Below are 12135 nucleotides of genomic sequence, written 5' to 3' on the forward strand. Positions count from 1 at the left end.
GTCACCAGATGCGCACCCGCTCACCCGGCTCGACCCACAACCCGTCCCCCACCACCGTGGCGAACGCCTCATGGAACTCGTCCAGGTTCCGCACGATGTTCGCCCGGAACTCCGGCGGCGAGTGCGGATCGATCGTGAGGTACTGCTGCTCCTGCTCCTTGCGCCGCTTGGTGCGCCAGCAGTACGCCCAGTTCATGAACAGCCGCTGCGTACCGGTGAGTTCACCCTCGACCGGCACGGGCGCGTCACCGAGCGCGATCTTGTACGCGGTGTGCCCGATGGTGAGGCCGCCGAGGTCGCCGATGTTCTCGCCGACCGTCAGCGACCCGTTGACGAACTCACCCGGCAGGTTGCGCGGCGAGAACCCGTCGTACTGCTTGACGAGCGCCTTGGACTTCGCCTCGAACGCGGCCTTGTCGTCGGCGGTCCACCAGTCATTGAGGTTGCCCTGGCCGTCGTACTGGGCGCCCTGGTCGTCGAAGCCGTGACCGATCTCGTGGCCGATGACGGCTCCGATGCCACCGTAGTTCTCGGCGGCGTCGGCGTCCGGCGAGAAGAAGGGCTTCTGCAGGATGCCGGCCGGGAAGCAGATCTCGTTGGTGCCCGGGTTGTAGTAGGCGTTCACGGTCTGCGGCAGCATGAACCACTCGTCGCGGTCGACCGGCGCGCCGATCTTCGCCATCTGCCGGTCGTGCTCGAAGGCGTCGGCGGCGTACGCGTTGGCGAGCAGGTCGTCGGGGACGACGGCGAGCCCCGAGTAGTCGCGGAACTCGTCCGGGTAGCCGATCTTCGGCCGGAACGTGGCGAGCTTCTCGTACGCCCGCTCCTTCGTCTCGTCCGTCATCCAGTCGAGGCGGGAGATGGACTGGCGGTAGGCCTCGAGGAGGTTGGCGACCAGTTCGTCCATGAGCGCCTTGGAGCGCGGCGGGAAGTGCCGGGCCACGTACTCCTTGCCGACGGCCTCGCCGATGGCGCCCTCGACGAAGGCGACACCGCGCTTCCAGCGGGCCCGCATCTCCGGCGTGCCGTTCAGGGTGCGTCCGTAGAACTCGAAGTTGACGCGCACGAACGGTTCCGACAGGAACGGGGCGGCGGAGCGCAGCACGCGGGCGAGCAGCCAGTCGCGCCACTGCTCGATCGGCACCTCGGTGAGGACCGCGGAGAGGTGGGTGAGGTAGGAGGGCTGGCGCACGCACGACTCGGCGAGGGTCTCGTCCTTGCCGCCGAGCCCGGTGACGTAGCCCCGCCAGTCGAACGCCGGGGCGAGCGCGGCGAGTTCGTCGAGGGTGGTGAGGTTGTACGTCTTCTGAACGTCGCGGGTCTCGGCGCGCTCCCAGTGGCCCTCGGCGAGCCTGGTCTCCAGGGCGAGGACGGTGCGCGCGGCGCCGGCCGGGTCGGCGTGCTCGCCGAGCGTGAACAGCTCGGTCAGGTACGCCTCGTACTTCTCGCGGATCTCGGCGAACTTCTCTTCGCGGTAGTACGACTCGTCGGGCAGGCCGATGCCGCCCTGGAGGATGTTGAAGAGGTAGCGGTCGGAGTTCCGGTCGTCGGTGTCGATGTAGGCGCCGAACAGACCGGAGCCGCCCTTGCGCTCGAAGCGGCCGAGGAAGCCGGCGAGCTGCCGCACATCGGCGAGGTCCGCCACCTCCTCGATCAGCGGTCGCACCGGGTCGAGCCCGCGGGCCTCGGCGGCCGACTCGTCCATGAACGACGCGTACAGGTCGGCGATCTTGCGCGCCTCGTCCGGGTCCAGGCTCGTGGGGCCGCCGTCCGCGATCTCTTGAATGATCTCCTTGACCCGCTGCTCGGCCACGTCCACGAGCTCCACGAAGGGGCCCCAGCTGGAGCGGTCGTCGGGGATGGGCTCGGTCGCCAGCCACTGGCCGTTGACATGCCCGAAGAGGTCGTCCTGCGGTCGGATCGCCGGGTCCATGCCCGGGCGCGCGTCATCCAGAGTGCTCATCGCTGCACCCTACCCAGGTCAGGGCGTAGGAAGAGCGTCAAATCGGGGCCTTCCGCGCTCCGTGAACAGCTCCGCCCCGGTCGGCAGGTGCCGACCGGGGCGGAGCTTCGGGCGAACGGGATCAGGCGAGCGTGGCCAGCGTCTCGTTCAGCGTCTGCGACGGGCGCATGACCTTGTCGGCCTTGGCCGAGTCGGGCTGGTAGTAGCCGCCGATGTCGGCCGGGGAGCCCTGGACGGCGATCAGCTCGTCGACGATCTTCTGCTCGTTCGCCGTGAGCTTCTCGGCGAGCGGGCCGAAGGCCTTGGCCAGCTCGGCGTCCTCGGTCTGCTTGGCCAGCTCCTGGGCCCAGTACAGGGCGACGTAGAAGTGGCTGCCGCGGTTGTCGATGCCGCCGAGGCGACGGGTCGGCGACTTGTCCTCGTTGAGGAAGGTGCCGGTGGCGCGGTCCAGGGTCTCGCCGAGGACCTTCGCACGGGCGTTGTCCGTGGAGGTGGCGAGGTGCTCGAAGGAGACGGCCAGGGCGAGGAACTCACCGAGGGAGTCCCAGCGCAGGTAGTTCTCCTTGACGAGCTGCTGGACGTGCTTCGGGGCGGAGCCGCCGGCGCCCGTCTCGAAGAGGCCTCCGCCGTTCATCAGCGGGACGACCGACAGCATCTTGGCGCTGGTGCCCAGCTCCAGGATCGGGAAGAGGTCGGTCAGGTAGTCGCGCAGCACGTTGCCGGTGACCGAGATGGTGTTCAGGCCCTGGCGGATGCGCTCGACGGACAGCTTGGTGGCGTCCTCCGGGGACATGACACGGATGTCCAGGCCCTCGGTGTCGAACTCCGGCAGGTACTGCTCGACCTTCTTGATCAGCTGGGCGTCGTGGGCGCGGCCCTCGTCCAGCCAGAACACGGCCGGGTCGCCGGTGGCGCGGGCGCGCGTGACGGCGAGCTTGACCCAGTCCTTGATCGGGGCGTCCTTGGTCTGGCAGGCGCGGAAGATGTCGCCCTCGGAGACCTGCTGCTCCAGGACGACGTCGCCGGCCTGGTTGACCAGACGGACGGTGCCGGTGGCCTTGATCTCGAAGGTCTTGTCGTGCGAGCCGTACTCCTCGGCCTTCTGCGCCATGAGGCCGACGTTCGGGACGGTGCCCATGGTCGACGGGTCGAAGGCGCCGTTGGCGCGGCAGTCGTCGATGACGGCCTGGTAGACACCGGCGTACGAGGAGTCCGGGATCACCGCGAGGGTGTCCTGCTCCTGGTCGTCCTTGTTCCACATGTGGCCGGACGTACGGATCATCGCGGGCATGGAGGCGTCGATGATGACGTCGGACGGCACGTGCAGGTTGGTGATGCCGCGGTGCGAGTCGACCATGGCGAGGTCCGGACCGGCGGCCAGCTCGGCGTCGAAGGACGCCTTGATCTCGGCGCCGTTCGAGAGCGTCTCGAGGCCCTTGTAGATGCCGCCCAGACCGTCGTTCGGGGAGAGGCCGGCGGCGGCCAGGTCGGCGCCGAAGCGGGCGAAGGTCTCCGGGAAGAAGGCGCGCACGACGTGACCGAAGATGATCGGGTCGGAGACCTTCATCATCGTGGCCTTGAGGTGCGCGGAGAAGAGCACGCCCTCTTCCTTGGCGCGGGCGATCTGCGCGGTGAGGAACTCGCGCAGCGGCGCGACGTGCAGCACGGAGGCGTCGACGACCTCACCGGCGAGGACCGGTACGGACTCGCGCAGCACGGTGGTGGTGCCGTTGTCGGCGACGAGCTCGATCTTCAGCTTGTCGTCGGCCGGGATGACGGTGGACTTCTCGGTCGAGCGGAAGTCGTTCTCACCCATGGTCGCGACGTTCGTCTTGGACTCGGCGGTCCAGGCGCCCATGCGGTGCGGGTGGGCCTTGGCGTAGTTCTTCACCGAGGCGGGGGCGCGGCGGTCGGAGTTGCCCTCGCGCAGGACCGGGTTGACGGCCGAGCCCTTGACCTTGTCGTAGCGGGCGCCGACCTCGCGCTCCTCGTCGGTCTTCGGCTCGTCCGGGTAGGCCGGGAGCGCGTAGCCGTGCTCGCGCAGCTCTTCGATGGCGGCCTTGAGCTGCGAGACCGAGGCCGAGATGTTCGGCAGCTTGATGATGTTGGCCTGCGGCGTCTTGGCCAGCTCGCCGAGCTCGGCGAGGGCGTCCGGGACGCGCTGTTCCTCGGTCAGGTACTCCGGGAACTGGGCGAGGATGCGCCCGGCCAGGGAGATGTCACGGGTCTCGACGCCGACACCGGCGGTGGACGCGTAGGCCTCGATGACCGGCAGGAAGGAATACGTCGCGAGGGCCGGGGCCTCGTCTGTGTGCGTGTAAATGATGGTCGAGTCAGTCACCGGGTGCTCCGCTTCCACGTCTTCCACGTCGTCTGCAGTCTTGTATCGGATTGCTCGACATCAAGATATCTCGTCCTCGACCAGGATTCGAAAGGGGTGCGCCCGCCAAGATCGTGGGCGATCCGGCCGGTGGCTCACTCCGGGACGCAGACGGTGAGCCACTCCGCGTCGCGCGGCCGGTACCCGTGGCGCTCCCGCAGTCCGGCCGCGATCGCCGGGACGTGCCCGGCTCCGTAGACGACGGCGACCCGTATCCGCTCGGCGTGCCGCTCGGCATGGATCGCGCCGAGCGCGTCGAGGAGCCGCCGGTCGCGGCGGTCCGTCAGGGCGTGCGCGAGCGGATCGTCGGCCAGCAGTTCCGCCCGCAGCGTCGTCGGCAGATCGTCGAGGGCCAGGTCCTCGTCGAGGAAGGCGCGCGGTCCGCGCAGCGCGAAGACCAGGCCCATCAGGGGCGCCGCGACCAGCAGCGGCAGATATCTCCAGCGCGGCAGCGCCTTCAGGTCGGCGGCCGCCTCCGCCGCGGTCACGTCCGGGTGGACGACGGGCACACCCTCCGGGAGCAGCCGGGCGTCGGCCTGCTCCTGCAGTCCGTTGCGGCTCCTGCGCGGGGCGAAGCGGTAGGCGAGCGTAAGGGTGCTCACCACGGCCGACTTCCCGCGGACTCCCTCCATGACGACGAGGTCGCACTCCCGCAGCCGGAGCCGGACCTGCGTGTAGAACGTCGGCGACGCGATGTGCAGCATCGGGAAGAGCACGAACTCCAGCGGCGTCCCGCTCCGCCGCATGGTGATCACGGCGGAACGTATGGCGTATCCGGTCACTTCGATGATCTGCACGACGCCCCCCGTTGCCGCCCGACATATAGGGACACGAGGCCGACCAGCCGTTCGGTTCCGCTGCTCAAGCCCCTGCGGCGATTGAGCAGCGGGGTCCGGGGCAGAGCCCCGATCTTTTGAGCCCGGGCGGCGTCACCAGCCCCCGTGGCCCCCGCCGGTCCAGTCAAGCAACTTCGCGGCCGACCACGTGGTCACGACCCGCTCCGCGGGAACCCCGCACTCCTCGGCGCGGGCGCAGCCGAAGAGCTGCCAGTCGAGCTGGCCGGGGGCGTGGGCGTCGGTGTCGACGGCGAACAGGGTGCCGGCCTCGACCGCCTTGCGCAGCAGGCGGCGGGGCGGGTCGAGCCGTTCGGGACGGCTGTTGATCTCCACGGCGGTGCCGGCGGCCGCGCAGGCGGCGAACACCTCGTCGGCGTCGAACTGCGACTCGGGGCGGCCCTTGCCGGTGACCAGGCGGCCGGTGCAGTGGCCCAGGATGTCGGCGTGCGGGTTGCCGACGGCGGTGACGAGGCGGCGGGTCATCGCGGCGGCGTCCATCCGCAGCTTGGAGTGGACCGAGACGACGACCACGTCGAGGCGGTCGAGCAGTTCGGGCTCCTGGTCGAGCGATCCGTCGTCGAGGATGTCGCACTCGATTCCGGTGAGCAGGCGGAACGGCGCCCAGCTCGCGTTGAGTCCCGCCACCACGTCCAACTGCTCGCGCAGCCGCTGCGGCGACAGTCCGCGGGCCACTTTCAGGCGCGGCGAGTGGTCGGTGAGCACCGCCCACTCGTGGCCGAGCTCGCGGGCCGCGCGGCCCATGTCCTCGATCGGGCTGCCGCCGTCCGACCAGTCGGAGTGCAGATGGCAGTCGCCGCGCAGCAGCGCCCGCAGCGCGGCGCCCGCGTCGCCCTCCACCGGAACCGTGCGGGCCAGCTCGTCCTCAAGCTGTGTGAGGTACTCCGGGACCCGGCCCGCCGCCGCCTCGCGGACGACGGCGGCGGTCTTGGGGCCGATGCCCTTGAGCGTCTCCAGGGAGCCGGCGGCGGCGCGCCGCGCGACCTCGGCCGCGTCCAGGTCGGCGATCACACGCGCGGCGGTGCGGAAGGCGCGCACACGGTAGGTGGGCGCGCCGTCCCGCTCCAGCAGGAAAGCGATCCGCTCCAGCGCCCGCACGGGCTCCATCGCCACTCCCGGCCACCTCCACGTGCGTCCACGTACGCCGCGCCTGTTCCCGCGTACGTGTCCAGCGTGGCGCACGATCCGGTGACCGGCACCCGTGGCGGCCCCGGGAGCGACGCGGTGCCGGGTGCCTCAGAAGCGCTCGCCCACCGCCTTCTGGGCCTGCGCGGGAAGGGCGCGCACGCTGTCGGCCGCGCCGTGCAGGCCCTTGACCGCGTCGCGGCGCGCGCGGCGGGCCGACGAGCGTCCGCTCGCGGCGGCGCCGCGGGTCCGGTAGGCGAGCGACGGCTTGCCATGGGTGTCGGCCGCCGCGATGAGCAGCCCGCCCATCAGGGAGATGTTCTTCAGGAACTGGGTGCGCTGCTGAGCGCGTTGCTCGGGGTCCTTCTCCTTCCACCAGGCGTGTCCGGCCAGCGTGGTCGGCACGAGCGTCCCGGCGAGGGCCAGCGCGGCCACCCTCGGGGCGATCCCGGCCGCGAGCAGCAGCCCCGCGCCGATGTGCACGGCGCCGTTGATCCGGACCAGCTGCTCGGGGTCCTCCGGCAACCGTGGCACTCGGGAGGCCACGGGGACGGCCACCGGTTCAGCGGCGGGCGCCACGTTCTCCGGGGCGCGGACGGTGGACAGCCCGCCGGCGACGAAGACGGAGGCGAGCATCGGACGTGCGCATTTCCTCAGTACGGCCATGCGTCCTCGCGTTCCCCGACTCGGCGCACTCACTCCCGTACCGGCACAAAACACCGAGGCCGCGGCCCTTTCGGCCGCCCGCCGCACGGGCGACGGGCGCTACGGGCGGTCCCTACGAGTGCCGACCCGCGCGGCGCCCCGCCGCGTACGACGCCGCGCCGACGGCGGTGACGCCGGCCCCGACCCCCATGGCCAACGCCTTCCGGTGGGCCAGCGCGGTCCATGCCGTCCGTGCCACGGAGGCGACCTGCCCTGTCGCGGCCACGGCTGCCTGCCGACCGGCCTCGACGCCCTCGGCAGCGGTGCTCACCGCGGCGGCCGCACCCTTGGTGGCCCGCTCGGCGCCCTCGGCAGCCCGCTCGGCGCCCTGCTGAACGGCCGAGGCCGTCTCGTCGGCCTTGCTGTCGGCCTTGCTCTCGGCCGTCTTGGCGGCGCGGCCCACGGGAGCGGTCGCCTCGTCGGCGCTCTCCCGCGCCTTGGAAGCGGCCTTCCGCTGCATCGCCTCGTTCTGCTTGTCCGTTCCCTTGTTCGGTTCACTCATAGATCCCGGTTAGCCCAAGGCGGTCGACGCAAACCCGGGGCCCTCCCAACTCACGGCTGGTGGACCGGGATTCAGTGCCCAACGGCCACAGTCGGGCCCGAAAGTATGGTGTCCCACCACATGTGCCGCTGACCTGCGTCTTCCTACCTTGTGCCAGCACACGCACGTCCCCACCAACGCCTGGAAGTGGTGCACATGGCCTCCGCAGCAACCGCTCCACCAACGCCTGGAAACCTCAAGCGCATTGTCGCGGCGAGTCTCATAGGCACCACGATCGAGTGGTACGACTTCTTCCTCTACGGCAGCGCCGCGGCGCTCGTCTTCAACAAGCTCTTCTTCCCCGAGTCCGACCCCCTGGTCGGCACCCTCCTCTCCTTCCTGACCTACGCCGTCGGCTTCGCCGCCCGTCCGCTGGGCGCGCTCGTCTTCGGGCACTACGGCGACCGGCTCGGCCGCAAGAAGCTCCTGGTGGTGAGCCTGCTCATGATGGGCGGCGCCACCTTCGCCATCGGCCTGCTGCCGACCCACGCGACCGTCGGCACCGCCGCGCCCGTGCTGCTCACCGTGCTCCGCCTCGTCCAGGGCTTCGCCCTCGGCGGCGAGTGGGGCGGCGCGGTGCTCCTCGTCTCCGAACACGGCGACGCACGGCGCCGCGGCTTCTGGGCCTCCTGGCCGCAGACGGGCGCGCCCGCGGGCCAGCTCCTCGCGACCGGCGTGCTCTCGGCGCTGACCGCACTGCTCTCGGACTCCGCGTTCACCGACTGGGGCTGGCGGATCCCGTTCCTCCTCTCCGGCGTGCTCGTGCTCGTGGGCCTGTGGATACGTCTCTCCGTCGATGAATCCCCCGTCTTCAAGCAGGCGTTGGCCCAAGCCGAGGCCCGCAAGGCGGCCGCCGCCGACACCGTGGAGAAGCTGCCGCTGGTCGCGGTCCTGCGGCACCACTGGCGCGACGTCCTGGTCGCCATCGGCGCCCGCATGGCCGAGAACATCAGCTACTACGTCATCACCGCCTTCATCCTCGTGTACGCCACCACCTCGGCCGGCGTCTCCAAGCAGACCGCGCTGAACGCCGTGCTCATCGCGTCCGCCGTGCACTTCGCCGTGATCCCCGCCTGGGGCGCCCTGTCCGACCGGATCGGCCGCAGGCCCGTGTATCTGCTGGGCGCGGCGGGCGTCGGCCTGTGGATGTTCCCGTTCTTCTCCCTCATCGACTCGGCGGACTTCGGGAGCCTGCTCCTCGCCGTGACCGTCGGACTGGTGCTGCACGGCGCCATGTACGCTCCGCAGGCCGCGTTCTTCTCCGAGATGTTCGCGACCCGGATGCGGTACTCCGGGGCGTCGATCGGCGCGCAGTTCGCCTCGGTAGCGGCGGGCGCACCCGCCCCGCTCATCGCGACGGCCCTGCTGGCCGAGTACGACTCCTCGACCCCGATCTCCCTCTACGTCATCGCCGCCGCACTCCTGACGCTGATCGCCGTCGGCGTGGCGAAGGAGACCCGGCACCGCGACCTGGCCGACATCGAGCCCGAGGCCACGGGCGGCGTGGCGCAGAGCGACCGGTCGGCCAAGGTCCACCGCGTCTGACCGAGGCTCGGTGCAGGGGCCTTCGGCACCCCGGAGCCCCCCGGCAGTCGAGGCTTCGGCCCGCCTGACCCCGTCCGCCCCCGCGGACGGGGTCAGGCCATGCCCGGGGCCGCCAACCGGTGCAGCCGCAGAGCCAGTTGGATCTCCAAGGCGCGCTCCGGTGTCTGCCAGTCCTCGCCGAGGAGCCGGCCTATCCGCTCCAGGCGCTGCGCGACCGTGTTCACGTGCACGTGCAGCGCGTCCTTCGTACGGGCCGGGCTCATGCCGGACGCGAAGTAGGCGTCGAGGGTGCGCAGCAGGTCGGTGCCTCTGCGCTCGTCGTAGGTGACGACCTCGCCGATCGTGCGGTCGACGAACCCCGTGACGTCCCGGGTGTCGGCGAGCAGCAGCCCGAGGAAGCCGAAGTCCTCGGCCGCCGCGCCCTGTCCCGCCCGGCCGAGCAGCCGCAGCGCGTCGAGGCAGCGCCGCGCCTCGGCGTACGCGGCGGCCGCTCTCTCGGTCCGCTCGGCCAGGTCGGCGACCGGGGCCGAGGCGCCCACGGTGACGCTCTCGTGGACCGCCTCGGAGAGCCGCCCCGCGATGTGGGACGCCAGCTCGGACGTGCCCGTGGTGTGCGCCGGGAGCAGCAGGACGGTGCCGCCGTCCCGCGCGGCGGCGAGTCCGCGCCGGGTCGCCGCCAGATGGTTGGCCGCGGACGACAGTCGGCGGCGCGCGGCGGCCTCCTGCTCGGCGTCACCGGCGCTTTCCAGGCGGGCGGCGAGCACCACATGGCTCGCGTCGAGGTCGGCGTGCAGCCGCTCCGCTCTCTCGCGCAGCAGTCGCGGATCGCGGTCGCGCCCGTCCAGCAGGTCGTCCAACAGCTCGCCCCGTACCTGCTGTTCGGCCTCGGCCGCGGAGCGCCGGGCGAGCAGCAGCAGCGAGGTGACCATGGCGGCCCGCTCCAGGGTGCGCTGGTCGACGGGGTCGAGGTCCGGGTGGCCGCGCAGCACGAGGGCGCCGAGCAGCTCGCCCCCGGCGGCGACGGCCGCGACCCAGTCGTCCCGGTGCCGCACCGCGTGTCCGTCGGCGCGGGACGCTTCGAGGGCGCGGCCGGGCGCCGCGTCGATGGCGGAGTCGGAATCGGATCCGGAGTCGGAGCCAGAGTCGGAGCCGGAGTCGGAGCCGGCTTCCGTATCGGTGAACTCCACCGTGCCGTCCAGGACCTGGGAGACGGCCGCGGCCACGTCGTGCACTCCCCCGCCACGCAGCACCAGCTCGGCGAGCCGGTCGTGCACGTCGGATGCACGCTCGATGACCCCGCTGCGGTCCCGGATGATCTCGTTGGCCCGCTCCAGCTCGCCGAGTGCCTGCCGGGTCTCGGTGAGCAGGTTCGCGGTGTCGATGGCCGCGGCGGCGAGCGCGGCGAACGAGCCGAGCAGGGCGATCTCCTCGCGCTCGAAGACCCGCGCGCGCCGGTCGGAGGCGAACAGCACGCCGATCACCTGCGCTCCGAGCATCAGCGGCACGCCGAGGATCGCGACGAGCCCCTCGTCCCCGACGCCCGCGTCGATGGTGCGGGTGTGCTGGAAGCGCACGTCCTGCCCGTAGTTGTCGGTGACGTACGGTCGCGCGGTCTGTGCGACGAGCCCGCCGAGGCCCTCCCCCATGCCGAGGCGCAGCTGCTGGAAGCGCGCCGCGACCGAACCTTCGGTGACCCGCATGTAGGTGTCGCCCCTGACCGGGTCGTTCAGCGTCAGATAGGCGACGTCCGTGCCGAGCAGTGAGCGGGCCCGCTGGACGATGGCCTGCAGCACCGCGTCCAGATCGCGCAGGCCGGCCAGGTCGTGGGCGGTCTCGAACAGTGCGGACAGCTCCGCCTCGCGGCGCCGTCGGCCCGCCATGTCGGCGCACACGCGCAGCGCGAGCGCCTTCGCCGCCTCGAGCGCCGCTATCCGCTCGGGCGTCGCGCCCTCGGCCCGCGCGAGCAGCACGGGCTGCTCGAAGGCATCGGCGGAGGCGCCCCTGGCGAGCAGTTCCAGGAACGGGGCCTGCGGGTCCTCGGTGGTCACCGGTCCGAAGGCGGCGGCTGAGTGCGGTTGGTGGCGCGACATGCAGACCAGGATTACCCGTCGAACGGTCGGGCCTGCCAGCCCTGTGGACAACTCGGCTCGTCACGACATCGCGGTCACCCGGCCGAGTGACCACGATTCCGCACGAAAGCACCCGACTCCCAGCGAACGGCGGGCAGGGTCAGTGCGCGGACCAGCCGCCGTCGAGCACGAGGGACGTACCGGTCATGAACGAGGCCTGCGGCGCGCACAGGTACGCGACGGCCTCGGCCACCTCGGCGGGCTCGATGAGCCGCTTGATCGCGCTGTCCTGCAGCATCACCTCGCTGAGCACCCGCTCCTCGGGGATGCCGTGCGCGGCGGCCTGGTCGGCGACCTGCTGCTCGACGAGCGGCGTACGCACATAGCCGGGGTTCACACAGTTCGAGGTCACGCCGTGCGGAGCCCCTTCCAGCGCGGCCGTCTTCGACAGGCCCTCGAGCCCGTGCTTCGCGGCGACGTACGCGGACTTGTACGCGGAGGCCCGCAGGCCGTGCACCGACGACACGTTCACGATCCGGCCCCAGCCCTGCCCGTACATGTGCGGCAGCGCGCCGCGCAGCAGCCGGAACGGGGCCTCCAGCATCACGGTCAGCACGGTGTGGAAGACCTCGGGTGGGAACTCCTCGATGGGCCGGACCAGTTGGATCCCGGCGTTGTTCACGAGAACGTCGGTGCCGGCCGCCGCCGCCTCCGCGGCGTCGAGGTCGGTCAGGTCCAGGGCGCACGGCTCGATGCCGGCCGCGTCCTCGGCCAGCGTCTCGAGTCCGGCCGCGTCCCGGTCCACCGCCTTCACCTTGGCGCCCGCCGCGGCGAGCCGCAGGGCGCAGGCCCGGCCGATGCCACTGGCGGCGCCGGTGACGAGTGCGGTGCGGCCGCCGAGGTCGAGATCGGGGGCGGCGGGTGTGGTCAGCGGGGTGCGCGGCGTCATGACT

At 71.6% G+C, this 12135-nt stretch carries 9 protein-coding genes; 1 reads left to right on the plus strand and 8 read right to left on the minus strand.

Going from position 1 to position 12135, the window contains the following annotated elements; translation table 11 throughout:
* Window position 1: 1 nt before the first annotated feature.
* From ACY34M_RS32535 to ACY34M_RS32560, 6 genes are all read right to left on the minus strand, one after another.
* Window positions 2-1963, minus strand: a complete 1962-nt coding sequence (locus tag ACY34M_RS32535) for a M13 family metallopeptidase (protein WP_462721884.1) — start codon at window positions 1961-1963, stop codon at window positions 2-4.
* A gap of 121 nt (window positions 1964-2084) precedes the next feature.
* Window positions 2085-4304: an NADP-dependent isocitrate dehydrogenase gene (locus ACY34M_RS32540; RefSeq protein ID WP_462721883.1), complete on the minus strand. Its 2220-nt coding sequence runs from the start codon at window positions 4302-4304 to the stop codon at window positions 2085-2087.
* Between the two features lie 134 nt (window positions 4305-4438).
* On the minus strand, window positions 4439-5140 hold the full coding sequence (locus ACY34M_RS32545) for a hypothetical protein (protein ID WP_462721882.1): 702 nt from the start codon (window positions 5138-5140) through the stop codon (window positions 4439-4441).
* A 132-nt stretch (window positions 5141-5272) separates the two neighbouring features.
* Window positions 5273-6304: a PHP domain-containing protein gene (locus tag ACY34M_RS32550; RefSeq protein ID WP_462722010.1), complete on the minus strand. Its 1032-nt coding sequence runs from the start codon at window positions 6302-6304 to the stop codon at window positions 5273-5275.
* 129 nt (window positions 6305-6433) lie between these two features.
* Window positions 6434-6988: a DoxX family protein gene (locus tag ACY34M_RS32555; protein WP_462721881.1), complete on the minus strand. Its 555-nt coding sequence runs from the start codon at window positions 6986-6988 to the stop codon at window positions 6434-6436.
* A gap of 112 nt (window positions 6989-7100) precedes the next feature.
* Window positions 7101-7529: a hypothetical protein gene (locus ACY34M_RS32560; protein WP_462721880.1), complete on the minus strand. Its 429-nt coding sequence runs from the start codon at window positions 7527-7529 to the stop codon at window positions 7101-7103.
* 195 nt (window positions 7530-7724) lie between these two features.
* Here ACY34M_RS32560 and ACY34M_RS32565 point away from each other — a divergent pair, with 195 nt between their 5' ends.
* Entirely contained in the window at window positions 7725-9113 is a 1389-nt protein-coding gene (locus ACY34M_RS32565) for an MFS transporter (RefSeq protein WP_462721879.1), read from the plus strand.
* Between the two features lie 92 nt (window positions 9114-9205).
* Here ACY34M_RS32565 and ACY34M_RS32570 read toward each other — a convergent pair whose 3' ends face one another.
* Window positions 9206-11203, minus strand: coding sequence for a helix-turn-helix domain-containing protein (locus ACY34M_RS32570; RefSeq protein ID WP_462721878.1), 1998 nt, complete (start codon window positions 11201-11203; stop codon window positions 9206-9208).
* 139 nt (window positions 11204-11342) lie between these two features.
* A complete protein-coding gene (locus tag ACY34M_RS32575) occupies window positions 11343-12131 on the minus strand; it encodes a 3-hydroxybutyrate dehydrogenase (protein WP_462721877.1) in 789 nt (262 codons plus the stop codon).
* Window positions 12132-12135: the final 4 nt, after the last annotated feature.

It is taken from the genome of Streptomyces sp. EDA2-14, assembly GCF_054963755.1.

Bases quoted from the DNA above. Each gene is read 5' to 3' on its own strand.
- ACY34M_RS32555 (WP_462721881.1), bottom strand. From the start codon at position 6,988: ATGGCCGTACTGAGGAAATGCGCACGTCCGATGCTCGCCTCCGTCTTC.
- ACY34M_RS32565 (WP_462721879.1), top strand. From the start codon at position 7,725: ATGGCCTCCGCAGCAACCGCTCCACCAACGCCTGGAAACCTCAAGCGC.
- ACY34M_RS32550 (WP_462722010.1), bottom strand. From the start codon at position 6,304: ATGGAGCCCGTGCGGGCGCTGGAGCGGATCGCTTTCCTGCTGGAGCGG.
- ACY34M_RS32560 (WP_462721880.1), bottom strand. From the start codon at position 7,529: ATGAGTGAACCGAACAAGGGAACGGACAAGCAGAACGAGGCGATGCAG.
- ACY34M_RS32570 (WP_462721878.1), bottom strand. From the start codon at position 11,203: ATGTCGCGCCACCAACCGCACTCAGCCGCCGCCTTCGGACCGGTGACC.
- ACY34M_RS32535 (WP_462721884.1), bottom strand. From the start codon at position 1,963: ATGAGCACTCTGGATGACGCGCGCCCGGGCATGGACCCGGCGATCCGA.
- ACY34M_RS32575 (WP_462721877.1), bottom strand. From the start codon at position 12,131: ATGACGCCGCGCACCCCGCTGACCACACCCGCCGCCCCCGATCTCGAC.